Here is a 26,829-nt window from a genome sequence, read left to right on the forward strand (position 1 = left end):
TAATCTTCATCAATAATATTTTTTGATGAAATTTTGACTAAGCGCAGTGCATTATTCTGTTAACAGGATATGTTGAGGATATCTAGACTTAGAAAAATTTTGGTAAGTATCATGTCTCTTATTCTCCAAAATCGATTTATTGAGACATAATTAATCCAAGATGTAGGGTCTACAATATAACTTTATGTTGACTGTTCGCTCTTTTTCTCAACAATCCAATCTAGGTTTTGGCAATCGCAACATTAGCTATTGGTAGCTATCCAAATTATCTGCCTACCTCGGTTGGAAAAAAAATTAAGTTTTCCGAAAGAGAATTATCAAATTGATATCCTCAACAGTTTTGCATGGGAACGCAGATGCCAATTAAGGAAGAAGATTTGCAGGAACTGAAAAATTCCAATTCATTGTCAAGAGAATCTTATGGGTTTTGGAAAAAACCTGAAGGCAATGAAAACAATCAAGGTTTGAGTCAAATTGTTACAGTTTTACGCCGCAGAATAGCTGTAATTGCTAGCGTGGCAGTTATAGTCACAACAGGAACAATTGGCTGGAGTGCAACTCGTATTCCCAAGTATGAAGGCAAGTTTCAACTGTTAGTTGAACCGTTAAAAACTTCTGATAATGAGTTACTGATTTTGCTTTCGCAAACGTTGCAGCAAAATGTCAACGAAATCAGCAGACAAAATACTACTGCGTTGGATTATCAAGCTTTGATGGAGGTTTTGAAAAGTCCGAAGCTGATAAATCCGGTAATTCAAGAACTGCAAAAACAATATCCAGAAATTAGCTACGATCGCTTGGTTGGCAATGATGTATCTGGTAAACTAGCTAGCGGGCGAGAAGGTACACTGTATGTTAACCGAATGGCAAAAGGTAAAGATGAATCTCGAATCATCGAGGTTCGCTATCGTGATTCCGATCCGCAAAAAGTTCAGATTGTCTTGGATCGCGTATCGCAAGCTTATCGCAAGTATAGTCAACAACAACAGCAAACGAATTTACGTCAGGGAATCAAATTTGTTGATGAACAGTTGCCAAAATTGCGGTATCGGGTAAATGCGCTGCAAGGTCAATTACAATTTTTTCAGCAGCAACATGACTTGTTTAACCCGCAGCTACAAGGGGAACAACTGTTAAAAAGACGTGATGAACTGCAAGCTACGAAGTTAGAAACTGAGAAAAAATTGGCTGAGGCAAAATCACTGTATCTTTCTTTGCAAGGTCAGTTGGGAATGCCACAAAATGAAGCGATCGCAGCTTCAGCTTTGAGTGAATCACCTCAATATCAACAGATACTCACTCGCATCCGCGACATCGAAGCCAAGATTGCTACAGAATCAGTTCGTTTTAGTGACGAAAGTCCGACAATCAGGCTTTTGCGCGAACAACGAGAAAAACTATTACCTTTATTGAATCAAGAAGCACAATTAACATTAGGAAACAACGCACCCGATGTCGAATTAAATTCATCGCAAGTAGGCGGTTTTCAAAATTCTGTTCGCCGCGAACTTATCCAACAACTGGCTAATAATACTAACCAAGTTAAGTCACTCGAAGCTAGTTTATCAGCTACAAATGCGGCTCAAGTTAAATTAAATCAACAAATTATTGAATATCCAGTACTTTCACGTCAGTACGCTAATATGCAACGAGAATTGCAAGCAGCTACTGATACGTTGAATCAGCTTTTAAATCGCCAAGAAGCATTGCGCGTAGATGCTGCACAACAAGAAGTTCCTTGGGAACTAATTATGCCTCCCACATTACCGCGTAACAAAACCGGTCAACTAATGCCCGTTTCACCTAGCGGTGCAAGTAACATACTTTTAGGAGGAGTTGCAGGTATTCTTTTAGGCATTTTAGTTGCTTTTGTTCTCGATAATTTAGAAAATGTCTATCACGATGGTGACGAGGTAAAACAGACAACTCAATTGCCTTTATTGGGGGTAATTCCTTTCCATAAAGAACTGAAAAAATTGGCGCGTGCAGGTGATGTAGCTCAGTTAACTAAAAAACATAATCCGGAACGCGAACTAGATAATTATGCTAAATCTGTACAATACAAATCGGCTCAGTTTATAGAAGCATTTTGCTCGTTTTATACGAAAGTTCAATCTTATAAAATGGAGGCTTCTATTCGCTCAATTGCTATCACTTCCGCAACATCTGGCGAAGGGAAAACCACAGTGGCGGCATATTTAGCACAGATGGCGGCAGAAGCCGGAGCGCGAGTATTATTAGTAGATGGAGATTTACGCCATCCGCAAATACATTTGAGATTCGGTTTATTAAACAATCAAGGATTTAGTGAAGTACTTTCTGACGGTATAGATATCAGCAAAGTAATTCAGCAATCACCCTCAGATGATAATTTGTTTATCTTGACTGCTGGGAGAATACCTGTTAACCCAACAAAGCTTTTGTCTTCATTAACAATGCAGACTTTTATCGATATATCGCAAACAAATTACGACTTAGTTGTGTACGATACACCACATCTTTTAGGTCGTCTCGATACCAATGTTTTGCTTTCACAAGTAGATGGAATTGTGTTAGTCACCGGATTAGGTAAAGCACTTCGTCCTACTTTGAAACAAGCATTAGAAGAATTAAAATCTTCTCGTGTTTCCATTTTAGGTACGGTTGCTAACACCGTTGAACATTAATATAACTTACGCAAAATCTCTCTTAAACTCTTATTCCTTCTCCTTCTCCTTCGGAGACGCTACGCGAACGGAGACGCCAAGGGCGAACGTGTCCTTCTCTTCGAGACGCGAAGCGCGAACGCACCTTCTCCTTCGGAGACGGCAAAGCCGAACGCGGTTCGTTACTCCGTGAAAGACTGCGTAAGTCCTAATTAATATTGTAGTAAGCGGCTCTAGCCCTTAAAAGTTTTTGCTTGAGCGCTTCAGCGCTCACTACGATTGGGATAATACCCTCTGCTTTTATGTATTAGAATATGACATTCATTAATAAGCGGCATCTACAGAAACCGAATTTTCTTGACTCATTAATTAATCGACTTCAAGAAAAACTATCTAGCCAGTTTCTTCGCAATCTTAGCTGGCTAGGTATAACAGAAATCGTCTACAGAGTCTTGCGTTTAGGATTAGTAGTCATCATTGCTCGTTTTTTGACTCCTTACGACTACGGTTTGGGAGCAATTGTGATGACAGTTCGCGAGTTTACTTTGACGTTTACGAATGTTGGTATAGGTGCAAAAATTATTCAAGCTGAAGAAAAAGAATTAGAGGTTTTGTGCAATTCTGCATACTGGTTAAACTGGATGATTTTTATTAGTTTATTTTTCATCCAGAGTGTTGCCGCTTTTCCGATTTCTTGGTTTTATAAAAATAATCAGATTCTTTTGCCAATTATTGTATCAGGACTTGTTTATTTAATATGGCCCGTCTCGGCTATTCAAAAGACTTTAATTCAAAGAGAAAATCGCTTAAAAATTATCGCTGTAACTGATAGCTTGCAAAACTCGTTTGCAAGTATATTTTCTGCTGTATTAGCGGTTGCGGGGATGGGTGTGTGGTCTTTTGTGCTGCCAGCGTTTTTGGTGGCACCGCTGGAGCTAATCATATACTATTATTTTCACGATTGGCGATCGCACTCTAAATTCACCACCAAGCACTGGGGCGAAATTTTCAGCTTTGGTAAAAACTTGCTCGGTGTTGGTTTACTCAAAACTCTCAGAAATAACTTAGATTATCTCATAGTTGGACGCTTCATCGGCATTAAAGAACTGGGTATATACTTCTTTGGCTTTAATGCTGGTTTAGGCATTAGCTTAAGTATTATCAACGCCGTTAGTTCAGCAATTTTACCACATTTATGTGCGGCGCGTTCTGATTGGTTTGAGTTCAAAAAACGCTATTTTACCAGTATAAAAACTATTAGTTGTATTATTATTCCTTTTGTTATATTGCAAGCTAGCTTGGCTCCTTTTTATGTGCCAATTGTTTTTGGTCAAAAGTGGGTACCTGCGATTCCAGTTTTGATAATGATTTGTTTATCGGCAATTTCTCGACCTTTTGCAGATGCCGCTTCTCAGTTATTAGTAGCTATTGGTAAACCTAATTTAGATTTGCGGTGGAATATTATATTTACTGGGATATTTGCCGCAGCGTTACTGATAGGAGTTCAAAGGCAAGTTTTCGGGGTAGCGACATCGGTTTTATTAGTTCATTTAATTTGTTTGCCCATATTTGCATTTTGGGCAACAATTTTTGTTTTTCCGAGATTAAATAAGGGATTGTAGTAAGCGCTTACTAAACAATTGATACATGAAATCTAACCACTTCAGGTTTGCTCACCTCTTTTGCTTCGGCGATCGCCACATCCATTGCACAGGATAAAATGTAGGGGAACATTGAAATCGAGGTCAAGCCTATGACAGTTCAACCCCCTCGGTATAGTAAAGAAGAGTTTGCTCGAAGAGGTGATGAGATTTATGAGTCTCAGGTGCGTCAACAGGTTGAGGAAGGCAACTACGGTAAAATTGTAGCGATCGACATCGAAACCGGAGATTTTGAAGTTGATCGCAGCGAAATTGCTGCCTGCGATCGCCTCGAAACCCGTCACCCTGATGCCCAAATCTGGATCGTTCGCATTGGTTCTCGTCATGTTCGTCGTTTTGGCGGACGCACCCAGAGAACTGAAAAAACCTTAAACTTATCTGTGTAACACTGTAGCTTCTTTGTTTTTCTCCTTTTGCTTTTTACCTTGCTTTTTCAAGCGCTTACGCAAAGCTTCCATGTAGGTGAAGAAAACAGGGGTAATATAAAGCGTTAATACTTGAGAGAACACTAATCCACCAACCACAGCCAAACCTAAAGGACGACGAGATTCTGCACCTGCACCCAAACCTAGTGCTATAGGCAAAGTACCCATCAATGCCGCCATTGTTGTCATCATAATCGGACGAAACCTGACCACACAAGCTTCATAAATGGCATCATACGGCGTTTTGCCTTGATGTTTTTCAGCTTCTACAGCAAAGTCAATCATCATGATGCCGTTTTTCTTGACGATGCCGACTAACATGATGATACCGACAAAAGCATATATATTCAGGTCAACGCCAAATAGCAATAAGGTAAGTAAAGCACCAAACCCCGCCGAAGGTAAACTAGAAAGAATTGTAATCGGGTGAATAAAATCTTCGTAGAGAATCCCCAATATAATGTAGATTACCAAAATAGCAATTACCAGTAAAATTCCCAGGCTAGAAAGCGAAGATTGAAACACTTGCGCTGTTCCTTGGAAGCTGGTGCTGATGGTTGCGGGTAAAGTTTCACGAGCTAGTTTTTCAATCTTGCCGGTAACGCTACCGAGAGATACTCCCGGTTTGAGGTTAAAGGAAATCGTCACAGCAGCAAGTTGTCCGGAATGGTTAACCGTTAACGGTCCCACACTTTTAGTAATGGTTGCAACAGCATTTAAAGGTACTTGCTGATTATTACTAGAGGTAATCGTCAGTAAGTCCAGGTCATTGGGATTAAGTTGATACTGCGGGTCTACACCCATAATCACTTGATACTGACCATCAGATGCATAGATAGTAGAAACCTGACTAGTACCATAAGCGCTGTTGAGAGCGCTTTCGATTTGATTAGCCGTCAAACCAACAGCTGATGCCTGTTCACGGTTAACATTTACTTGAATTTGCGGATTTTTGATTTGCAAGTCGCTGTTAACTTCTTGCAGTTCGGGCATTTGCCGCATTTTCATTTCCAAAGTCGGTGCGTGTTGATACAAGTCTTGTAAATTGGGACTTGATAGTGCAAATTGATACAATGCTTTTGTTTGCTGTCCACCTATCCGTATAGATGGTGGATTCTGCACAAATGCTCTAATTCCCGGTATACCCGCTAATTTGGGTCGTAATTCCTGCGCTACATCATCAGCATTCTTGTGTCGTTCAGAACGTGGCTTCAGCTTAACAAAGATGCGTCCTGAGTTAGCTGTGGCATTAGCTCCACCAGCACCAACACTGGAGTTAATCGCTTCTACATTCGGGTCGCGACGAACTATGTCTGCGACTACTTGCTGATGCTTCACCATCTCCGCAAAGGAAATATCCTGAGCAGCTTCGGTGCTTACGTTCAACTGTCCGGTGTCGTCATTGGGAATAAATCCTTTGGGAACGATAACAAACAGATATATAGTTGCAATCAAAATCACCCCAGAAAGAATCATCGTTGTGCGATGATATTTCATTGACAGCTTCAGGGTTGCTTCGTAGCCCCCCAGCATAGTATCAAATACCCATTCAGAAGCATTGTAAAGACGACCTTTCCAGTTTTTTGGTTTCTGTTTTTTGGTTTTAATTATTTGATATTCGTTACTTGTCGCGTGTCCGTTTTTTAAGGAATGTCCGTTACCATTATTTGATGTCGCGTGTCCGTTTTTTAATGAATGTCCGTTACCATTATTTGATGTGGCGTGTCCGTTTTCTAAGAAATGTCCGTTACCATTATTTGATGTGGCGTGTCCGTTTTTTAAGGAATGTCCGTTACCATTATTTGATGTGGCGTGTCCGTTTTCTAAGAAATGTCCGTTACCATTATTTGATGTGGCGTGTCCGTTTTTTAATGAATGTCCGTTACCATTATTTGATGTTGAGTGTCCGTTTTCTGAATGCTGATGCTCACCTTCATGCTTGAGAAAAAGACTGCAAAGCATCGGTGTCAGGGTGAGGGAGATAAAACCAGATACCAAAATTGACACGCTGATAGTAACAGCAAACTCGCTGAACAATCTTCCCAAAATCCCACCCATGAAAATAAGGGGAATAAATACGGCTACTAGGGAGATTGTCATCGATAAAATGGTGAAACCAATTTCTTTGGAACCGTTGAGGGCAGCTTGCATACGACTTTCGCCCATTTCCATGTGACGGACGATGTTTTCTAACATCACCACCGCATCATCCACCACAAAGCCAACAGCAAGGGTAAGAGCCATTAAAGACAGGTTATCCAGGGAGTAACCCAGCAATAACATGACTGCAAAAGTTCCCACGAGTGACAAAGGCACTGCCAAACTGGGAATGATTGTAGCTGATAGGTTGCGTAAAAACAGGAAAATTACCAACACCACTAGACAAATGGTGAGAAATAAGGTAAATTTCACATCATTCACCGACTCGCGGATAGATTCGGAGCGGTCATACAAAATTTGCATATCCACCGCTGCGGGAATTTGTTCGCGAAAGGTCGGTAAAATCTTCTTGACACCTTCTACGACTTCTACAGTGTTGCTTCCTGGCTGTCGTTGAATTGCTAGGAGGACCGCTCGCGTACCGTTAAACCAACTTGCTATCTTGTCATTTTCTACACTATCAAATACCTTTCCCAATTCTCCCAACTGAACCGGTGCGCCGTTACGATAAGCAACTACCAAAGAACGATATGCTTCGGCGTTTTGCAATTGCCCATTTGCCTCAATCGTGTAATTTTGGCGATCGCCATACAAATTACCAGTAGCTAAGTTGGAATTTCCTTTGGATACTGCCGTTGCTACTTGGTCAATTCCTAACCCCTTAGCACTTAACGATTGTGGGTCTAGGTAAATGCGAACCGCGTACTTTTGCGAACCATAAATTTGTACCTGCGCTACACCGTCAACCATCGACAAACGCTGCGCTAAAATTGTCTCTCCATATTTATCTACTTCTGATAAAGGCAGCACTGACGAACTCAATGCTACATACAAAATAGGTGAATCTGATGGGTTCACCTTCCGGAATGATGGGGGATTAGGCATATTAGTCGGTAACTGCCGTGCTGCCTTAGAAATTGCCGCTTGTACATCTTGAGCAGCAGCGTCTATATCCCGACTCAAATTAAATTGCAGGGTAATTTGTGCCGAACCCAGAGAACTTGTAGAAGTCATCGAATCAACACCAGCAATACTAGAAAATTGCTGTTCTAATGGTGTTGCGACCGAAGATGCCATCGTATCTGGACTTGCTCCAGGTAAAGTTGCTGACACCTGAATTGTGGGAAAATCCACAGTTGGTAAGTCGCTTACAGGTAGCGATCGATAACTCACTAACCCAAACAGCATGATGCCCAGCATCACGAGTGTGGTCATTATCGGTCGCTTGATAAATAATGCAGAGATGTTCATGGGGGTGGTTAGTGGTTAGGTGTTAGTTGTTAGTGGTTAGGAGTTAGTGGTTAGGTGTTAGTAATTAGTAGTTAATGGTTACCAACGCTCCAACCATCAACTATCAACTAACAACTATCAACCAACAACCAACAGATGACTATTGACTATTGACTCTTGACTGCTGACTAATTTGCACTTTGGCTTTGGGTCTGAGGTTAAATTGTCCGTCGGTGACGACTTGTTCCCCTTCTTTTAACCCTTGTGTAATGACTGTTTCATTGTTAACTGCGTTACCGACTACAACTGGACGCATGTCTACAGTTTTGTCGGCAGGATTCAACACATACACAAATTGACCTTTTTGCCCTGTCTGTACTGCTGTGGTTGGTACAACGATCGCATTCGGTTCTTGTGTTAGTCTCACAACTAAATTGACAAATTGCCCTGGTGATAAGCGTCCTGATGTGTTAGCAAACGTACTTTTAAGTTGAATGGTTCCTGTTGAAGTATCTACACCACTGTCTATGAAGGAAAGTTCACCGCGTTCCGGATGCTGTTCATCTTTGGGAATAATCGCATCTACTTCTATTTTTCCCTGTGCGCGATATTTGTTAAGTTCTGGCAGTAAACGTTGCGGAAGCGAAGAGCTAACGTAAATTGGGCTAATTTGACTAATTGTCACTAAAGGATTGCTGTCATTGTTTCCAATCAAGTTACCCTGATTTACATTCAACTTGCCTGTACGTCCAGCAATTGGTGAGTAAATCGAACTATAAGAAAGTGCGATTTTCGCGGTGTCAACTGCTGCGTCTGCTGCACTCACCTCTGCTTTGGTATTATTTACGTCTGCTTTTGCCGCTTCAACTGCTGCAACGGAGTTGGCAATACCTTGATTATCTGCTAATACTGTTGCTTTTTGGGCATCAGATGAGGTGCGAAACTGCTCTGCTTGCTCTTTGCTAATCGCTCCTTGACCTAAGAGACTATTATACCGTTGTGCTTGGACTTGGGCATTTTTCGCTTGGGTTTGGTCTTTCAGGAGGGTAGCTTTATCTTGATTGACTTGGGCAATAGCTTTTGATAAGTTTGCCTGTGACTGTTTCACTAGTGCGATCGCTTTCTGTCGGTTCGCTTGCGCTTGCATCAACGCTGCTTGCTGCGTTCTTGAATCTATTTTGAACAGCAGTTGACCTTTCTTAACATTTTGACCTTCTTGGAAATAAACTCCCATCAACTGCCCAGCAATTTGTGATTTAACGGTTACAGTCGAGTACGCTACCACAGTTCCAGTCTGTTGTAACTCAATCGGTATAGTTTTCCGAGTCACTGTAGCAACCACAACAGGTACAGCTTGCTTAGTTTTATCTTTTTGCTTACTAGACTGTGCCTCAGAAGCGGTACAGCTACAAAGACCAATCAAACCTAGCAGTACGATTCCCTTTGCGATCTGTTTTGGCAACATCGGCAATCCCTGGCACACAAATTTTTCAGTGTTTGAGAAAGGCTTAGTTTTTAACTTAGGAGATAAATATCTCACCCTAACTGGTGGGAGCATAGATGAGAGCCTCTAAATAAAGAATTTTTGTAGATTTTTAGAAATACATATTCAATGTTAACTAATATTAATTAGCTATGCTAACTATTAGTTTTTCATCTGTCTACAGAAATATTTATGAGGTATGAGCAAAAAAACATACATAAATTCACGTTTTTCAATTGACATACTGAAGATAGTCAAATGAAGTATGAAATTACCCCAACCCTTAAGGGATGCGGCTTGAACTGAGGAAAAAAGCTTGATTTTTTCGCTCACGAGGGGCGTGTACTGAGTTCCTTTTTCATCCTTCATACTTCTTTAGTCAAGTCATAGCAATGCCAGTTCTTTGATTAAAAAGGTGAAGATATAAAAATGCCTTGGAATTGCCCGTTCACAGGAGAATGAAGACGGAATGACTCCCAAAAAAGTTGCAACAGAAGTAACTTCGCAACAATGCGCTGCCAAAATGATGGAAACGCTTCCTATCATCACACAGTTTTTTCGGGCAGAGATGCGGCGCAATGCCTCTTTTTTGACAGAATCGCTTTCAGTACCACAATTTAGGATGCTTGCTTTCCTTGACCGTCATCCTGGTGCTTCTATGAAGCAAGTAGCGGAACATCTAGGTGTAACTAGAGCTACAGCTTCAAATCTGATAGAGCGTCTTGTACAGAAGAATTTGGTCAGCAAAGTAGAAAATCCTCAAGAGCGTCGCCATGTTGTACTAAACTTGACAGAAATAGGTAAGTATCATTTGCAACAAGTTCGTGCGATGACGAGTGCCAGAATTGCCTCTGTTTTAGCTGACCTTCCAAAAGAGCAGCTTCAGAGTGTGGTAGATGGATTAACAGTGCTTTACAATGCTTTTGAACAGACAATGATGCAATAGAAGTGGAAGAACGCGATCGCCGTTGATTTAGACATATTACATCTGAATGGTGACAACACTCAAAGCTCAGAAGAAAAACAGCGATCGCCTAAAATAGAAATACGAGTGGAGGTAACAGCGATGGTTTCCCAAATTGAATCTTCTGCACCTTCTGAGATTTTCTATCCTGAATCTGATGGTCAGCCGATGGCAAATAATACAGAACACTTTGAAATTATCGTGCTGATCAAAGGTAATTTAGATATTCTCTTTGCAGATGATCCCAATGTTTTCATCGCTGGTGATTTGTTCTGGTATCCCATCGAAGGCAATAACAAGATTAAATATGCACCTGATGTGATGGTTGCCCTTAGTCGTCCCAAAGGTCGCCGATCTTCTTATAAGCAGTGGGAAGAAGGAAACCAACCGCCCCAAGTAGTGTTTGAAATTCTCTCCCCAGTCAACACATCAGTAGAAATGGATCGTAAGTTGCTGTTCTACAGTCAATACGGTGTGGAAGAATACTATATATATGACCCAGCAAATAATGAACTACGAGTTTGGTTACGCGGTGAGTATGGTTTAGACTGGATAGATGTTGGTGAAAAATGGGTGAGTCCACGGCTGCAAATTAATTTTGATGTCTCCGGTGAACAGTGGCAACTTTCATACCCAGATGGTCAGCTTTTTATGACATTTGGGGAATTAATGGCGCGATCGCAAGCCGCACAACAACAAGCCCAAGCCGCAGAACAACAAGCCCAAGCTGCACAACAACAAGCCCAAGCTGCACAACAACGCCTGCAACAAGCAGTACCTCGACTACTGAGTATGGGATTAAACCGAGAACAAGTGGCTGATGCTTTGTCCCTTTCTGTAGAAGATGTGGAAGCGATCGCTATGAATCTCTAGCTTCACTCTTCCAAGAAGAAAGCAAATACGCTCTGTAATTTAATGAATGCGTGAATTGTGCTGTAATGCCAATTTATAGGGCGTCAATTTGAAGTTGTATAAATGTTATTTTTTGTAGGACGTTTTGTCCAGTGACGATACCAGTACATTAGAAAGCCAGTGACAAATAGAATCAGTGGTGCAAGTCCCACGAACACATAGAGAATGCGAGTAGGCAAGCCACCAAAAGTACCATAGTGTAGGGGAGTAAAGGAGTTGAGGACGCGATCGCCCAACCGCATCTTTAAAGCATTATCAACTCGCAAAACCTCACCACTGTACTGGTCAAGATAAACATTACTATTCCCATACTCTACATTTTCCTGCGGCAGCTTCATGCGAATTTGTAGAGCTTCTTCTGGTTTACCAGGGAAGTAAATGCTTTTGGTAACAGCACCAGGTAAGGCAGCATCGGCAATTTTCAGTTGCTGTGTTAGTCCTAAAATCGATTTACCAGGAATTGGCTTGGATACTAGCTCGGATGGTAAAGGGGTGAATGTCACAGCATAAATGATCGGCTCAGTCAAATCGTAGAAATTCCAGCAGAAGCCCGTAAAGCCAGTAAAGAATAAAAAAACCACAGCGATAATGCCAGCCACTTTGTGAATATCAAAGTTCGCCCTTTGGGGATGAGCATCAAGCTTAATTTTGAAGCCTGCAATTAGCTTACGCCAACCGGGCCACAGAACTAAACCTGTGATAGTGAGGATACACATTAGAAACGCAGCAATGCCAACAATTATAGTTCCGGTTTCCCCTGCCATTAGGCTAACGTGCAGTTTAAGGAGCATACCAATTAGAGTTTTATCCGATATACGCTCACCGATAATTTTGCCTGTATAAGGGTTGACAAAAACTTCTGTCCTTTGCTCATCAGTTGATGACAACTGCCCCACGTAGGGAGAAGAAGGAGTATCTGGCAAATAAATACGAAAAAGATGGAGATCGCCTCGCGCGGCATACTTCGCCTCAATTGTATTCACCACAGACTCTGGAGATAACTGCACCTGTTGGGGCGTAATAATTCCATACTGTTGAGCAATCATAAAGTGGTCAAAATCTTGCTCGAACACTAACAGGCTACCTGTCAAGCCAACGATAAGCAGCACCAGTCCAACAAAAAAACCGATATATTGGTGCAGGTAAAAAACGATATCGCGTAGTTTTTTCCGGTTCACGATGTACTCTCAGATGCAGCATCAAGAAGTCCCAATGCTCCCTTTCCCTTTGCAAGGTCAAAACTGCACGGAAATCGTTCCCAGAACAGTCAACGGCGCACCAGGACGCAGATAGTAGCCTTGAGAATCGTAATACTGAGTACTAAAAAGATTCTTAAAGTTCAGCCCAACCCGCCAGTTATCGCGTTTGTAAAAAATGGTGGCATCAGCACGCACATAGGAGGGGATTTTGAATGTGTTGGGGAGTGTGGCTTCGCGATCGCCTGTATAAAATACTCCCCCACCAAACCCTAATCCTCTCAAATCACCGCTTTGAATTTCATAAGTTGTCCACAGACTACCACCAGCACTGGGAGCATTTACAAGAGAGTCGCCCACTGGTAGGCTGTTATCCTTGCTTACAAAAGCATCGTTGACAAAGTAGGATGCAATCACATTCCAGCCTGGTAGAATCTGCCCAGAAATATCAAATTCCAAACCGCGACTTTTCACTTCTCCAGCTGCGATGGAAAAGTCAGAGTTATCTGGATTGGGATCGGTTGTAGCGACATTTTCCTTGGTAATATCATAGGCGGCAAAAGTAGCGGATAGCCTGTCTTTAACCAGTTCCGCTTTGACTCCGACTTCATACTGAGTGCCGCGCTCTGGTGGCAGTAGATTTCCATCTACCGTCCGCGAAAAGCTGGGATTAAACGAGCGGCTGTAGCTGGCGTAAATTGAAATCGGCGGTAGGGGCTGATAAACAATGCCAACGCGAGGTGAAAAAGCCTCATCATAAAGCCGCTCATTGGTAGCGTCATCAATTGGATCTCTACCGAAAGAATCCAGCAGTTGAGAGCGATTTTTGCGGTGAACAAAGTCATACCTGCCGCCCACCAATAGCTTCAGATTTGGCAGCAATGTAACTTGATCTTGCAGATAAAGGGCGATCGTATTGCGGTCATAACGATCCCGTTGCGCTGCCTCATCAAACTCTGGTGGTGGGGAAGCGCCATACACAGGATTGAATAAATCAATACTGGGAGTCAGTGAAACAGTGCTTCGGAGATAATCGTAGCCATAGATATATTTATTCCACTCCAACCCCAAAAGAACTTGATGTTGGATGGAACCTGTGCTGAAATTACCGATTAGGTCGTTTTGCAGAGAGTAGTTTTGTAAATAACCAGGACCTGCGGCAAACCTTCGCAGCACGGTACGACCATCTGAATCAATGCTATTCGGTCGAAACTCTGACTCTTCAGAATCATCAAGCGTAACAGAAAAGCCACTGCGAAGCCGGATGTTTTCACTGAAGCGATGATTGACATTCAGAAATACAGAGTGTGTCTCTTTGGAGAAACGATCGCCTGGTTCCCCTAGAAAACGACTAATCGGAGCTTTAAAAACGCTTGGATCGGGCGGAAGACCATCATAATAAGTGCGATCGACATTGAGATATTCATACTCCAGTGTCAATGTTGTCGCATCACCAATTTTGTAGCTCAGTGCTGGTGCGATCGCGTATGTTTCCTGATGATTAAAATCGATAAAACTACCAAAGTTTTCGTATGCGGCATTCAGACGGTACAGCAATGTTTTGTCTGAGTTCAGCGGTCCAGAAATATCAATGGAGGGACGATAAGTGCTAAAACTTCCGGCTGTAAATTCAGCAGAGTAGTAAGGCTCGCTGAGTGGTTGTTTGGTAATGTAATTCACCACACCTCCCGGCTCAAACTGTCCATATAGCACTGAAGCCGGACCCTTGAGAACTTCGATCCGCTCAATGTTAGTCGGATTCACAAAGTTGTCCTGAACGGCAAAACCGTTTCTCAAGTTGTCATAGGTTGTGAATCCCCGAATGTTGTAATTATCCGTAGCCCCAGCATAGCCCCCTTGTGGAGTCACACCACTGACATTCCGTGCAGCATCGCTAATCCGGGTGATTTGCTGATCTTTGATAACTTGTTGGGGGATAACTTGAATCGACTGGGGAATATCACGGGTTGGGGTATCAGTTCTTGTGGCAGTTGTTGCATCTGGCACTCGATACCCATCTTGTTCACCCGTTACTACCAACTCAATCGGTTCATCATCTTGTGCAGATGGTTGGTTTGGCTGTGTTTGACTTTCTGGCTTTTGTTGAGAGGGAGTTGGTGGGGTTTGCGGTGGCTGCTGTGTTGGCGCTCCCGATGCTGCACTAGCCACAGAGAAGATTATACCCTCGTTGGGACTGTCAAACAATTCGACTGTTGGTACACTCCCCTCACCCGTCACTGTCACGCGGATAGTATTGGCATCAAAGTTTGTTACCGTTATCTCAGTAACACCCGCAATTGGTTTATTAGAGCGGAATGTGAACGCATCACCGTTGGGTAAGCGCAGTTGAGCATTAGGAATATCAGCAATAAAGTTATTACCCGCACTGCGATTTGTGACTTGCAACTGTTCACCTTGGCTAGTCTGTAAAATCACCTCCACACCCTTATCAGTGGGATTTGCCTTAACTGAGGTAACTTGCACAACTTCAGTTTGTGGCGTTTGCTTGTCTTGTTCTATCTGAGCCAACCATTCTTTCACTGTTCTTGCAGAACGCTCTAGCTCTTGCACGCGAGGAATTTTAGTAACTTCCTTTGCCTGAGTTGGTTGTATGACGACAGCAATAAGAAAACAGGAAATAAAAAACGATCGCAACAGTTTCATAACTCCACACACCCAACCGTATTTCTGAAAACAGAGCTTAATATTTGAGAATTATTATTATGTAACTCTATTCAGGAGAATACGAAAATTTGGATGTTTGCATATATCTGAAACCGGATTTTTTTTATCTGAATCGGGATCTACCTTTTGCTACAAGCCTTTGTGCTGACGATAATCTCTAGGAGTGACACCAAATTGCCGCTTAAATAAGTAGCCAAAATGACTTGTGCTTTCATACCCCACTTGATAAGCAATTTCTGCGATCGCCAAATTAGTGCCTCGGAGTAGCTGTTGTGCTTGCTCTAGCCGCAAAGATTGCACGTACCCACACACCGTAGTGCCAAAAACTTCTCGAAATCCCCGCTTGAGCTTAAAGTCATTGAGTCCGATTTGTCTGGCTAAATTTAGTAAAGAAGGTGGATTCTGAAGCGTTTGATTTAGAATGGCTTTAGCGTGATGTAAACGTTCAATTTCATCGGGACGGAAAAAGAGCGATCGCTGCAATACCTGATTATTTTCCCCCCACTGTGCAATCTGAAGTACCAGTAATTCCAACACCTTTGCTTCTAAATACATTTCTCTGAGTGTTTCTCGGAACGGACACTGCAATATTTGCTTCAGCACCAGTCGCATTGCAGGTGTAATCGCTCCTAATGGCTGATGAAACCGCTGCTTTGTGGGATTTTCTATCAACTGCTGGAGCAAAACAGGCAATTCCTCAAAGCTGCTTTGGAAACTAGAAAGTAAATCGGGATACCAATAAATGCTAATACACTGCTTGCGCTGATTCGCAGCAAAATGCTCAAACTCCCGAATATCAGGCAAGAAAAACAAGTAGTTGTAGCCTGCAACTTCTTCGTAATCGTCATCTACACCAGCTACATTTGGCGTAGTGGTTCTCATACCACCAGACAGAAAAAATTTAGATGTCAGAAAAGGCAAATCATCGTGTTCACCTTCAACAATCACTGCTTCAGAATACTCGCTTTCATGGATTGCTAGCTCAAGGTTATGGCGAAGAAAAGTCCAGTGACTGCTGCTTTGACCAAACCAAGTAGATAATTCTACTTTTCTCTCACAGTCATTAAGCTGCACATCGTTAGACAATTCACCAAAGTCTGTATCGGTTAGACGAATGGTCATGATAATACTCTCAATAGCTTATTGAGAAATAGTATTGATCAAGATGACGAGCGATGTCTACGACAAGCCCTTCTCAATCGCAAAGACGCTGCGCGTTGGCGAAGCCTGCGCTTTGCGCTTACGGCTTGGTGCAGAGTCGGCACGAGGGAAACCCTCCCGCAGCGCTGCTTCACCGCTAAGAGCGTCTACGCAATTGAAAATGTTGTTATAGATAATGAAAAGTTTGACTCAAGTTCATTTATGTAAACTTTTTAGTAAGGGCGGGGAGACCCCACCCCTACTAGGCTATGCTAAATTGCTAATTGATAAAGCAAACTGTTGGGAAATAAAGGGCAAAATATCGCGACTTTTTGCGTGTGCTTTGCCTTCTGTAAATACGACTAAAAGATACGGTGGCAAATCTTGTAACTCGATGTAAGCTGCGTCATGACGAACTTGACTTGTCCAACCGGCTTTTGACCAAATTTGCGCGTTTTCGGGAAGTCCACTACCTAAAAAGCCTGTAATTTGGTCTTCTTCAACGTCTGTTGGTAAATCTTCTCTTTTGAGACTGCGTTTGAGTAAAGCCATCATTGCTTGCGATCGCCCACTTGACACTGCCACTCCACCAACGATACTATGCAATAATCTGGCAGTGGCGTTTGTTGTCAACATGTTGCGATTCTCCAGCATTTCTCCATAAAATGCCCGTTCCCGTCCATAAGGACCATCACCCCACGTTTTTTGGCAAACGTTTATCGTCTCTAATTCTTCCCACCCCAAAGACTTGATATAGCGGTTAACAATATTGCGTTGATGCTTCCAAGTTTCAAATGGTCCTGCCGATAATTCTGGACCCGAAGTGGTTCCACTCAGCATATCTATAACCAAGCTGGTACCATCATTGCTAGAATCAACTATCATATCTCGCGTGGCTCTTTCCAATTCCTTGGAAGTCTGAAGCATTTGCTTTTCCAGCCATTCGTTTACCGCTACCATGTAAAACAGCTTTACCACACTCGCAGGATAAATACGTTCAACGCCACGATAAGTAAAACCACGTACAGAATGGTTCCAAAAAGCATTTGGAGTTAAAGCACCACCAGTATTTACAAGTATCGGCGGATCGTAGACAATCCAAGTCAGAGCAATTTGGTTACGGGCTAAAGTGGGAAATTGTGCCCAAGTTGCCTCTAAAATGCCTAACCCAAGATTTTCTAGTTGTTCGTCTTGCTTAAAAAAAATCATTGTTCTTGAAGAATGTCCTTTAATCTAAAATCTGACGAGTATCAGTGTCTTGCTGACCTAAACTTATATGATTCTCCTGAATGTACGCGCTTGGCAACTCAAGCCGCAGTAGGGCGACATTTGCGGATAACATCAAATGATAATGATTCAGCCGTTGAGGTCTGTTTGTGTGAGGATGACTATCCAGGATGGGTATCGCTGACAGATTTGAGTTTATTACAATCTGCTACTGTACCTTATGAAGCTACTGCATTTTCTCAATCTCAGATAAAAAAACTGCTCGCTGAGGTAATTGTTTTTACGCAACAAGCGATGCAACAAGCAAATTATTACCTCTGGGGTGGTACCGTAGCACCAAACTACGACTGTTCGGGGTTGATGCAAGCGGCTTTTGCTTCGGTGGGTGTTTGGATACCTAGAGACGCTTATCAGCAAGAAGAATTCACCCGGCAAATTAGTACAGCAGAACTAGAGGCGGGGGATTTGGTATTTTTTGGCACTCCCCAAAAAGCGACTCATGTTGGACTTTATTTGGCGGATGGTTATTACATCCATAGTTCTGGCAAAGATAAGGGACGAAATGGTATTGCAATTGACTGTTTGACGGAACAGGGAGATGCGGTTAGTCAGTCATATTATCAACAACTGCGAGGTGCTGGTAGGGTTGTGATGAGTTACGAACCGCGAAGACGCGAAGGACGCGAAGGAATATGAGGGGTGGGTTGATTTCCCAAAGGATGACTGAACAAAATGGGGCGATGTCGTCGGTTGTTCCTGATGTTTCGGTTGTGGTGCCAATATATAATGAGGTTGAATCGATACCGCATTTGTTGGAGGCGATCGCTTCTACTTTAACTGCAAGTGAGTTAAGTTATGAGATCATTTGTGTGGATGACGGTTCTTCTGATGGCAGTGCGGAGTTTCTCAGAAGAGAAGCGCAAACACGCAACGATTTAAAAGCGGTAATTTTGCGACGCAATTACGGTCAAACGGCAGCGATGTCTGCTGGATTTAATCATGCTTTAGGTAAAGCAATTGTCACTTTAGATGCTGATTTGCAAAATGACCCAGTAGATATACCGTTGCTGTTGGCAAAGTTAGAAGAAGGTTACGATTTGGTCAGCGGTTGGCGGAAAAACCGTCAAGATGGTGCTTTGAAGCGGTTACTTCCTTCCAAAATTGCCAACTGGCTGATTAGACGGACTACTAGTGTAAATATTCATGATTATGGTTGTTCGCTGAAGGCTTATCGTGCCGAATTGGTTGCAGATATGAATCTTTATGGCGAACTGCACCGATTTTTACCAGCTTTGGCGTACATTGAAGGAGCAAGAATTACCGAAATTCCGGTACGTCATCACGCCCGCCGCTTTGGTCAGAGTAAGTATGGATTATCCCGTACTTTCCGGGTGTTGATGGATTTGCTAACTATTTTATTCATGAAAAAGTTCCTCACTCGTCCAATGCACGTTTTTGGACTGTGGGGTTTGATTTCCATGCTTTCGGGTGGAGCGATCGCTATTTACTTGACTTTTGTCAAATTAGCTTTTCATCAGGATATAGGCGATCGCCCTTTACTGATTTTGGCGGTTCTCTTATTAGTAACTGGTGTACAGCTTTTTTGCTTCGGTCTTTTGGCAGAGTTGCTAATGCGTACTTACCACGAATCTCAAGGACGCCCCATATATCGCGTGCGTGAGGTAGTCACTAAAAGCGTTAAGTAAAGTTACATCATAAAAGTGTCAGCAAGTACGGGCAGGTTACGCCGCCCGTACAATAATTTTGTTGGTTAACCGTTTCGCTGATTCGTGCAAAATCTTTTCTTTGGAGTTAGAACTTAATGAGTCCTAAATAAGCAGTTGCGGCAATCAGAAGAATTGTTATAACGCCCAATGTAACACTTAGCCCAAATTCAAAAGGAGCTTTTTCGTTAAGTTCCTCTTTGCTTTCATATGGTTGGGAGTTAGCAGAAATATTGGGGGAATTCGTTTGATTTTCGGTATTCATGGCTATTATGGTTGATGCTCATTATTACTTAGTTTGCTGCAACTATCAAAAAATACATCTAGCTTGAGAAATACTAAAAAAGGTGTAGAAAAAGACTCAAGAAATTTTCTATTTCTCTATGCCCTGGATGGGCATTTCGTCAAAAATGCAGCGATGCCTGCGGCGGGCTGCGCCAACGCACTTCATTATGTATGAGAATAGAAAAGCGATACCTACGGTAAGCTACGAAGACCGCACTTCGTCATGGACAATAGAAAAGCGATCCCACTTTGCGTTGTCACAAACAGCGTAGACGCATACAGGCTTTTAGACATCGCACTTTCAGCTAAATAGACCACATTTGCCGTAGAGAACAATGCTGTGTCCTTACAGTGTGATTCAAATACGTGAAAACTGGTGTACAATCGACTTGATAATCTAGTAAGGAACAAAAGTAAGGAGTTGGAGTAATGGCTAGTGCAACCATCACGACAAAAGGACAAGTAACTATCCCTAAAGAAATTAGAGATTACCTTAATTTAGACACAGGTAGCAAGGTTGATTTTGTGATTGATGAAAATGGGATAGTGACACTTATTCCCTTGAATATCCCTGTTCAAAGCTTATCAGGGATTTTACATCGTCCAGGAATGAAAAGCGCAACTTTAGAGGAAATGGAAACAGCAATTAGAGAAGGGTCAAGTGATTGGAGTTGATACCAATATTTTAGTGCGCTACCTGACGAAAGATGATGAGCAGCAGTGGGAGAAAGCTGTTGAGATTATCGAAGGAGCAGAGCAGTGTTTTGTTGCTAATATAGTTCTGTGTGAATTAGTTTGGGTTTTGCGCGGTAAGCCTTATCAATTTAATAGGGAAGAAATCAGTAAGACTATAGACATGATGTTGCAATGTGCAGTTTTTGAGTTAGAAAATCGCTCTGTAGTTTATCAAGCTTTGCAGCGTTTTAAGCAGGGAAGTGCAGATTTTTCGGACTATTTGATTGGGGCGATCGCTCAACAATTTGGTTGTACTACAACAGCAACATTTGACAGAAAGTTGAGAGACAACAAAGGATTTAATTTGTTCGAGTAATAACTAAGCGATCGCACTCTGCTCCCGTCACGTCGCACCACTTGATCGTGTATGAGAATAGAAAAGCGATCGCACGAAGGAGTAGTTACAAAGGCGATGCCTGCGGCGGGCTGCGCCAACGCACTTCCTGTATGTATGAGAATAGAAAAGCGATCGCACTCATCCCAGCCCAAAACGTAGGGGTTTAGCAATGCTAAACTCCTATTCTGCTAAATTAAACGTTGTCCTCTAGCAATTCCAAGAATAACTAAAGGATCTTCAAGAGTTCCCCACATAGAATCTTTTCGCACAGATAGATGGGTATGAGTACCTGTAGAATACCCCGTAGTTCCTTCAAAACCAATTACTTGACCTGAACTAACATTTTGCCCGACAGAAACGTAAATATCTGCAAAATGGTAGTAATGAAAGTAACGATTTAGTTGTTCATTCCAAATAATTACTTCAGCATTGTAATCAGATGCTGTTACTAATTGCCCCGTAGTTGGATGATAACCTTTGTTATACTTTCCTTGGTTGTATAAACTTGCAACTCCATTCAAAGTAAGTCCTTTTTTGACATGAACAACTTTACCACCTACTAGGGCTGATACCTTGCGATCTGAATCGTTATCATATGTATCAATTCCACTATGACCACTACTCATTCCTCGACTCCATGTACCACCACCATCGTTATAAAGTTTTGCTGTGTATTCTCCCTGGGTAAATGGAGCTGATGAAGGCGGTGGAGTAACAGGAGTCACATCTTTCAAAACCAAATCGACATAAGCATCTCCACCACCTTCAAACATATTGAACTTGAAATCAAATACTCCTGATTCTGGTGCAACAAATGTCCACTTCACTGCATTACCATAAGCTCCAGGTTGCCATTGACCGCTTAATGCATTGGGAGTAATATTAAAGGCGCCGCCATTAAGTTTATGAGCATACACTTGATAACCGTCATCGGAACGTACCCAAACTTCATAGGTATGTCCAGCCGTTAAGCTAGCGCGGGTATAAGCGTGCATGGCAAAGAAATCACTGGGAACACCAAGCGCAGGTGAACCACTACCCCAATTTTGTGAATTCATTCCCCATTGCCCATCACCACGGATATTTGAACCTAAATTCACTGTGCCAATTTTGTGGGCATCATCAAGAATCGGAGTTCCTTCGCCATTCCAGTGGAAAAAGGTGGCATTCCATGAGTTAATAATTCCATCAGGATTGCCAAAGTTGTTATAAGGTTGATACTTAACAATTTCATAATTCAGTGATGCTGCTCCCCCATTTTCTTTGTATTCAATGGTAACGGGATAATAACCGCCAGAGGATGTGAAATAATCTGAGTAATTACCAGCTTGATCTGTCCACTGATTAATAATCAATTCATTGCCGATCCAAATTCGTACTCCATCATCTGAATTCAGATTAATTTTATAGAGTCCTGGAGCTAAATACCGTTCAGTTTTGTATCGTGCCGAAAAATTATCAGCAGGAGTATTGGGCGGCGCACCTAAACCCCAGTTTCGGCTAAAATTGCCGTTGACATTGGTAAAACCTTCGGTGTAAGTAGGTGTACCTGATAAATCCTTATTGTTGAAATATTGTGCGACCCAGAGAGGAACAGGATCGGTTTTGCCGACTATATTCCAGTTTAAGTCTAAGACATCTGGGGTATTTACCTCTCCGATAGATTTATTCCCATTCATCAACCAAGCATGATTCCAACCATTAGCATAATTTCGCAGGATAATGTCTGATTTCCCATCATTATTAAAATCTGCTGTTCCCATAATATGCCAATTTACATCGGTAGGTATCCCTTGAACATCAGCAATACTAGCTCGCTTGACCCCATCCATAAACCAGATTGAGTTATTTCCTGTAACGGCATTTCGCCAGAGAATATCAATCTTGCCATCACCATTAAAGTCACCTGTTCCAACAATATGCTGATTGAGGTCGGTTTGTTTTTCTAGGCTAATGTTGTCATGAGCCGTACCCTTCATGTTCCAAATCACATTCTCGCCAGAGAAATAGTTACGCCAGAGAATGTCAACATTGCCGTCTTGGTTAAAATCCCCTGTGCCTACAATATGCCAATTATTATCATCAACTCGGTCGAGAACGATATTACCAATTTTTTGATTACCATTCATTAACCAAACAACATTATGTCCTGTATTTTCTGTCCAGTGGTAACGTGTCAAAATGTCCACGTTACCATCATTATTGAAATCACCTGTGCCAACAACATACCAAGCTTGGTCTGTTCCATCTTCGATGTCTAAATCTTTGATGTGTGTAGCACCATCTAATGCCCAAGCCAGATTTTCGCCAGTGCTATAATTCCGCCAAAGGATATCATTTTTCCCGTCTTGATTAAAGTCTGTAACTAAGCCTAAATGATTGGGTTTGCTGTTGGCTGGAGTTTCTTTTAACTCTACATTAAAAGCTGACCCTCCTAAATGATCGTAACCTTGAATATAGAAGTCATAATCCCCACTTTTAGCGACATTAAAGTACATTTTCCATGTAGGTTCGCCAGTACTGCGATCGCGCCATTCTTGACCAATAAAAGTCACTTCACCTGTGGCTCTGTTCTTGACGAAGAAACGAGTTCCATCATCAGAATTAGTAGTGACTTGATAGGTTTTTCCAGTTTCTAGACGGGTAGTTGTCCACGCTTGCATTGCAAAGTTATCGCTTTGCACATTTGGTGCTGGGCTTCTTTCTCCAAAAGCCGCATTCAAACGGATAGTATTACCAGTTGGTTGTGTAGCGGCTTGACGATAGATTTTTACAGTGTATGCTCCTTGATTATTCAGATAATCACTGTCACTGACATAGAAATCAACTCGCTGACCATTTCCTAGAATTTCATAAGTATAAACATGATCCGGTCGATATTCCCCCCAAATATCATCATTTCCATTACTCAAGACATTAGAATAAAGTCCGCCACCTCCGTTATATTGAGTATTCCACGCATTATCTGTTTGAAAACGAGCATCTGCAACATAATTACGACTATTATCTGTCCAATATTGCCACGTACCTGATGCTTCAATGCGATAACGCTTTCCGACTTCTAAGACTGAAGAATAAACTTTCGGTTGTCCAATAGGAGCAACATTAGTTCTCGAATCAACCGTTAAAGTTTCAAACGGTGTAGACTCATAAACAAATCCATTCTGCCAACCCAGATTTACAGTTGCATCGGGGCGGCTGAAATCATAACTGTTGAAATCAGCATAATTGCTGTCATTGCGGTTAATAAAGCTGACATTCCATGTTGGTAAATCATTATCCGCCAAAGTGACGATCGCCGTCTTATCATTCCCCAGCGTATAGGCATTGCCAGCAGCCAGAGTCAGAATCACAGACTCATTACCTTCAAAAGCAGAATCATCCGTCGGGATTACATTTACTACAGTAGTAGCTGCACCCGCCGCAAACGTTGCAGTACCATATAATGTGCTGTAGTCTAAACTGTTGGTAGCTGTTCCCCCCACTGTGTAATTCACCGTCAGTGCGGAAGCTGTGTTTCCTGTGCGGGTGAGGGTAAATTGACCGGGGTTGGCAATTTGTCCAGTTAGAGTTTCACCTGCATTCGCATCGTTGGCACTGATAGTGATGATAGGTTTATCATTGTCGGCAATAACGACTGTGGCAGTGGTTGCCGTTCCCAGATTGTAATTTGTACTACTAGCAAGGTTAATGATGACTGTCTCATCATTTTCTATAGCGAGGTCATCAATTGGATTTACATTAATAATCGCTGTAGACGCACCAGCAGCAAAGGTAACATTATTGGTCAATGTGCTGTAGTCTGTACCATTAGTTGCTGTTCCCGTTACTGTGTAATTCACGGTCAGTGCAGAAGCAGTACTTCCTGTACGAGTCAGGGTAAATTGACCGGGGTTGGTGATTTGTCCAGGGATGGTTTCACCTGCACTAGCATCATTGGCACCGATGGTGATAGTGGGTTTATCGTTGTCAGCAATGACTATGGTGGCAGTTATTGCCGTTCCCAGGTTGTAATTTGTACTACTAGCAAGGTTAATGACGGCTGTCTCATTCCCCTCAAATTCCCCATCATCTATGGGAGTAATATTAATTAACGCTGTGGATGCACCAGTCGCAAAGGTAACGCTGTTGGTTAATGCGTTGTAATCTTTACCATTGATTGCTGTTCCCCCGACTGTGTAATTTACGGTCAGTGCAGAAGCAGTACTTCCTGTACGAGTCAGGGTAAATTGACCGGGGTTGGTGATTTGTCCAGGGATGGTTTCACCTGCACTAGCATCATTGGCACCGATGGTGATAGTGGGTTTATCGTTGTCAGCAATGACTATGGTGGCAGTTATTGCCGTTCCCAGGTTGTAATTTGTACTACTAGCAAGGTTAATGACGGCTGTCTCATTCCCCTCAAATTCCCCATCATCTATGGGAGTAATATTAATTAACGCTGTGGATGCACCAGTCGCAAAGGTAACGCTGTTGGTTAATGCGTTGTAATCTTTACCATTGATTGCTGTTCCCCCGACTGTGTAATTTACGGTCAGTGCGTCAGCGGTACTTCCTGTACGAGTCAGCGTAAATTGACCGGGGTTGGCAATTTGTCCAGTTAGGGTTTCACCTGCATTCGCATCGTTGGCGCCGATGGTAATAGTCGGTTTATCGTTGTCAGCAATGACTATGGTGGCAGTTGTTGCCGTTCCCAGGTTGTAATTTGTACTACTAACAAGGTAAACGATCGCTGTCTCATCACTTTCTATAACCAGGTCATCAATCGGATTAATATTAACAATCGCTGTAGATGCACCAGTCGCAAAGGTAACACTATTGGTTAAGGTGCTGTAGTCTACACCGTTGGTGGCTGTTCCCCCCACTGCGTAATTCACGGTCAGTGCGTCAGCGGTACTTCCTGTGCGGGTAAGGGTAAATTGACCGGGGTTGGCAATTTGTCCAGTTAAGGTTTCACCTGCATTCGCATCGTTGGCACTGATAGTAATAGTGGCTAGAACTAATGTTGACTGTTCAACTTTAAGAAGTTGACCATCAACATAAATCGTGGTGCTATCGTCTTCAGCACGAATTTCTGCAATTTGATCTGCATTCAGATGCTGACCTGTGACGACTGCTGCAAACATTTGTCCTTCATCACCAGGAGTGTCTGCTACATTCAATTGCTTATCGACCCAATGTCCAATTTCTTCTAGTATTGTGTCGCCAATCTTGACTGTATTTTCGCTATTAAGTAATCTTTGTGAAAGATAAATTTTCTCTGTTGCTTCAGCAAAAGCCCCTAATGTATTAGTGGGAAATACAGATTCCTCACGCACTTCAATTTTTGGGAGATTGCTAAAGTCACCTACCAACCACTGAGAAATAATTCCATTTAGTTTCTCAATATTAAAATTAGCTCCAAAAATCGACTGCATCAGTTGCCCAAAATTAGGCAACTGCACAAATTTACTCAATGACTGCTTTAAAAAAACCGCAGAGTTAAGCTGATCGGAAGTCGGTAATGGCAACAGACAATCGCTAAAAGAACTGCTGACTGTTAAATTAGAGATTTCAATTTTTGGTTGGCTAAATCCAACATTAATTTGCGAATATGAGAAAATTCCTCTGTTGGGTTCTAGATTTAATTCTGAATTATGAAATGTTGGATTGATAGATGTATTTAAAGGATTTTCTTGGGGCAGAGGAGATTCAAACATTAATCTTTATCGAACAGTTTGAACCCAGCATAAAATCACCTATCTTGATTTGTCAGGAAGAAATTTTAATCTTTACTGAGTCTTTAATCTAAATGATGATGTGTAAAATTTGATATTATAATTTAATGAAGGAAGAATTAATACCAAAACCCTAATAAGCGCGATGCCAAGTAAAGTGATGTAGCTTTGTTGCGCCGCCTTTAAGCTTGACGTGGTTTATACGCTACTCTTAATCGCTTGTTAATTAATCGCTCAATATGCTGTTTGGTGATCGCCACTTTACGTAAGAGACTCTGACCACGTTAGAATTGACCAACAGCA

Annotated in this window: 19 protein-coding genes; 11 read left to right on the forward strand and 8 right to left on the reverse strand. The window is 42.1% G+C overall.

Annotated elements, in window-relative coordinates; translation table 11 throughout:
• Nucleotides 1-356: 356 nt before the first annotated feature.
• From AABK37_RS10080 to AABK37_RS10090, 3 genes are all read left to right on the forward strand, one after another.
• A complete protein-coding gene (locus AABK37_RS10080) occupies nucleotides 357-2,666 on the forward strand; it encodes a GumC family protein (RefSeq protein WP_432551432.1) in 2,310 nt (769 codons plus the stop codon).
• 293 nt (nucleotides 2,667-2,959) lie between these two features.
• Complete coding sequence (locus tag AABK37_RS10085) at nucleotides 2,960-4,267, forward strand: lipopolysaccharide biosynthesis protein (RefSeq protein WP_432551433.1); 1,308 nt, start codon at nucleotides 2,960-2,962, stop codon at nucleotides 4,265-4,267.
• A gap of 131 nt (nucleotides 4,268-4,398) precedes the next feature.
• A complete protein-coding gene (locus tag AABK37_RS10090; protein WP_432551434.1) occupies nucleotides 4,399-4,692 on the forward strand; it encodes a hypothetical protein in 294 nt (97 codons plus the stop codon).
• Here AABK37_RS10090 and AABK37_RS10095 read toward each other — a convergent pair.
• Nucleotides 4,681-8,142, reverse strand: a complete 3,462-nt coding sequence (locus AABK37_RS10095; RefSeq protein ID WP_432551435.1) for an efflux RND transporter permease subunit — start codon at nucleotides 8,140-8,142, stop codon at nucleotides 4,681-4,683. The two genes, AABK37_RS10090 and AABK37_RS10095, sit on opposite strands and share 12 nt — an antisense overlap.
• A 139-nt stretch (nucleotides 8,143-8,281) precedes the next feature.
• On the reverse strand, nucleotides 8,282-9,586 hold the full coding sequence (locus tag AABK37_RS10100) for an efflux RND transporter periplasmic adaptor subunit (protein WP_432551436.1): 1,305 nt from the start codon (nucleotides 9,584-9,586) through the stop codon (nucleotides 8,282-8,284).
• A 487-nt stretch (nucleotides 9,587-10,073) separates the two neighbouring features.
• On the opposite strand from AABK37_RS10100, the gene AABK37_RS10105 reads away from it, so the two are divergent.
• Complete coding sequence (locus AABK37_RS10105) at nucleotides 10,074-10,550, forward strand: MarR family winged helix-turn-helix transcriptional regulator (protein ID WP_432551437.1); 477 nt, start codon at nucleotides 10,074-10,076, stop codon at nucleotides 10,548-10,550.
• Between the two features lie 120 nt (nucleotides 10,551-10,670).
• Entirely contained in the window at nucleotides 10,671-11,441 is a 771-nt protein-coding gene (locus AABK37_RS10110) for a Uma2 family endonuclease (RefSeq protein WP_432551438.1), read from the forward strand.
• Between the two features lie 83 nt (nucleotides 11,442-11,524).
• On the opposite strand, the gene AABK37_RS10115 is transcribed toward AABK37_RS10110, so the two are convergent.
• The 3 genes from AABK37_RS10115 to AABK37_RS10125 all read right to left on the reverse strand — a co-directional run bounded on the left by AABK37_RS10115 (nucleotide 11,525) and on the right by AABK37_RS10125 (nucleotide 16,483).
• On the reverse strand, nucleotides 11,525-12,658 hold the full coding sequence (locus AABK37_RS10115; protein ID WP_432551439.1) for a PepSY-associated TM helix domain-containing protein: 1,134 nt from the start codon (nucleotides 12,656-12,658) through the stop codon (nucleotides 11,525-11,527).
• A 57-nt stretch (nucleotides 12,659-12,715) separates the two neighbouring features.
• Complete coding sequence (locus AABK37_RS10120; RefSeq protein ID WP_432551440.1) at nucleotides 12,716-15,340, reverse strand: TonB-dependent siderophore receptor; 2,625 nt, start codon at nucleotides 15,338-15,340, stop codon at nucleotides 12,716-12,718.
• Between the two features lie 150 nt (nucleotides 15,341-15,490).
• On the reverse strand, nucleotides 15,491-16,483 hold the full coding sequence (locus tag AABK37_RS10125) for a helix-turn-helix transcriptional regulator (protein ID WP_432551441.1): 993 nt from the start codon (nucleotides 16,481-16,483) through the stop codon (nucleotides 15,491-15,493).
• Nucleotides 16,484-16,526: 43 nt separating this feature from the next.
• Here AABK37_RS10125 and AABK37_RS10130 point away from each other — a divergent pair, with 43 nt between their 5' ends.
• On the forward strand, nucleotides 16,527-16,694 hold the full coding sequence (locus AABK37_RS10130; protein ID WP_432551442.1) for a hypothetical protein: 168 nt from the start codon (nucleotides 16,527-16,529) through the stop codon (nucleotides 16,692-16,694).
• Nucleotides 16,695-16,768: 74 nt separating this feature from the next.
• Here AABK37_RS10130 and AABK37_RS10135 read toward each other — a convergent pair whose 3' ends face one another.
• A complete protein-coding gene (locus tag AABK37_RS10135; RefSeq protein ID WP_432551443.1) occupies nucleotides 16,769-17,710 on the reverse strand; it encodes a serine hydrolase in 942 nt (313 codons plus the stop codon).
• 12 nt (nucleotides 17,711-17,722) lie between these two features.
• On the opposite strand from AABK37_RS10135, the gene AABK37_RS10140 reads away from it, so the two are divergent.
• Entirely contained in the window at nucleotides 17,723-18,424 is a 702-nt protein-coding gene (locus tag AABK37_RS10140) for an NlpC/P60 family protein (RefSeq protein WP_432551444.1), read from the forward strand.
• Nucleotides 18,421-19,434 (forward strand): glycosyltransferase family 2 protein, encoded by a 1,014-nt coding sequence (locus AABK37_RS10145; RefSeq protein ID WP_432551445.1) that lies wholly within the window; start codon nucleotides 18,421-18,423, stop codon nucleotides 19,432-19,434. The genes AABK37_RS10140 and AABK37_RS10145 overlap by 4 nt, the downstream gene beginning before the upstream one ends.
• Before the next feature lie 106 nt (nucleotides 19,435-19,540).
• Here the strand turns inward: AABK37_RS10145 and AABK37_RS10150 are convergent, their stop codons facing one another.
• On the reverse strand, nucleotides 19,541-19,717 hold the full coding sequence (locus AABK37_RS10150) for a hypothetical protein (protein ID WP_432551446.1): 177 nt from the start codon (nucleotides 19,715-19,717) through the stop codon (nucleotides 19,541-19,543).
• Between the two features lie 449 nt (nucleotides 19,718-20,166).
• Between AABK37_RS10150 and AABK37_RS10155 the strand changes: the two genes are divergently transcribed.
• The 3 genes from AABK37_RS10155 to AABK37_RS10165 are packed head-to-tail and all read left to right on the forward strand — an operon-like array spanning nucleotide 20,167 to nucleotide 20,976.
• On the forward strand, nucleotides 20,167-20,412 hold the full coding sequence (locus AABK37_RS10155; RefSeq protein WP_039754742.1) for an AbrB/MazE/SpoVT family DNA-binding domain-containing protein: 246 nt from the start codon (nucleotides 20,167-20,169) through the stop codon (nucleotides 20,410-20,412).
• Complete coding sequence (locus AABK37_RS10160) at nucleotides 20,399-20,788, forward strand: PIN domain-containing protein (RefSeq protein ID WP_432551447.1); 390 nt, start codon at nucleotides 20,399-20,401, stop codon at nucleotides 20,786-20,788. The genes AABK37_RS10155 and AABK37_RS10160 overlap by 14 nt, the downstream gene beginning before the upstream one ends.
• A gap of 47 nt (nucleotides 20,789-20,835) precedes the next feature.
• Entirely contained in the window at nucleotides 20,836-20,976 is a 141-nt protein-coding gene (locus AABK37_RS10165) for a hypothetical protein (RefSeq protein ID WP_432551448.1), read from the forward strand.
• A 21-nt stretch (nucleotides 20,977-20,997) separates the two neighbouring features.
• Here the strand turns inward: AABK37_RS10165 and AABK37_RS10170 are convergent, their stop codons facing one another.
• Nucleotides 20,998-26,508, reverse strand: a complete 5,511-nt coding sequence (locus AABK37_RS10170; RefSeq protein WP_432551449.1) for a Calx-beta domain-containing protein — start codon at nucleotides 26,506-26,508, stop codon at nucleotides 20,998-21,000.
• Between the last annotated feature and the right edge of the window lie 321 nt (nucleotides 26,509-26,829).

This window comes from Tolypothrix sp. VBCCA 56010 (assembly GCF_050875635.1).
GTDB lineage: Bacteria > Cyanobacteriota > Cyanobacteriia > Cyanobacteriales > Nostocaceae > Hassallia.

Excerpts from the sequence above, each read along its gene's own strand:
- AABK37_RS10080 (WP_432551432.1), top strand. The coding sequence starts at position 357 with ATGCCAATTAAGGAAGAAGATTTGCAGGAACTGAAAAATTCCAATTCA.
- AABK37_RS10085 (WP_432551433.1), top strand. The coding sequence starts at position 2,960 with ATGACATTCATTAATAAGCGGCATCTACAGAAACCGAATTTTCTTGAC.
- AABK37_RS10090 (WP_432551434.1), top strand. The coding sequence starts at position 4,399 with ATGACAGTTCAACCCCCTCGGTATAGTAAAGAAGAGTTTGCTCGAAGA.
- AABK37_RS10095 (WP_432551435.1), bottom strand. The coding sequence starts at position 8,142 with ATGAACATCTCTGCATTATTTATCAAGCGACCGATAATGACCACACTC.
- AABK37_RS10100 (WP_432551436.1), bottom strand. The coding sequence starts at position 9,586 with ATGTTGCCAAAACAGATCGCAAAGGGAATCGTACTGCTAGGTTTGATT.
- AABK37_RS10105 (WP_432551437.1), top strand. The coding sequence starts at position 10,074 with ATGACTCCCAAAAAAGTTGCAACAGAAGTAACTTCGCAACAATGCGCT.
- AABK37_RS10110 (WP_432551438.1), top strand. The coding sequence starts at position 10,671 with ATGGTTTCCCAAATTGAATCTTCTGCACCTTCTGAGATTTTCTATCCT.
- AABK37_RS10120 (WP_432551440.1), bottom strand. The coding sequence starts at position 15,340 with ATGAAACTGTTGCGATCGTTTTTTATTTCCTGTTTTCTTATTGCTGTC.
- AABK37_RS10125 (WP_432551441.1), bottom strand. The coding sequence starts at position 16,483 with ATGACCATTCGTCTAACCGATACAGACTTTGGTGAATTGTCTAACGAT.
- AABK37_RS10130 (WP_432551442.1), top strand. The coding sequence starts at position 16,527 with ATGACGAGCGATGTCTACGACAAGCCCTTCTCAATCGCAAAGACGCTG.
- AABK37_RS10135 (WP_432551443.1), bottom strand. The coding sequence starts at position 17,710 with ATGATTTTTTTTAAGCAAGACGAACAACTAGAAAATCTTGGGTTAGGC.
- AABK37_RS10140 (WP_432551444.1), top strand. The coding sequence starts at position 17,723 with ATGTCCTTTAATCTAAAATCTGACGAGTATCAGTGTCTTGCTGACCTA.
- AABK37_RS10145 (WP_432551445.1), top strand. The coding sequence starts at position 18,421 with ATGAGGGGTGGGTTGATTTCCCAAAGGATGACTGAACAAAATGGGGCG.
- AABK37_RS10150 (WP_432551446.1), bottom strand. The coding sequence starts at position 19,717 with ATGAATACCGAAAATCAAACGAATTCCCCCAATATTTCTGCTAACTCC.
- AABK37_RS10155 (WP_039754742.1), top strand. The coding sequence starts at position 20,167 with ATGGCTAGTGCAACCATCACGACAAAAGGACAAGTAACTATCCCTAAA.
- AABK37_RS10170 (WP_432551449.1), bottom strand. The coding sequence starts at position 26,508 with ATGTTTGAATCTCCTCTGCCCCAAGAAAATCCTTTAAATACATCTATC.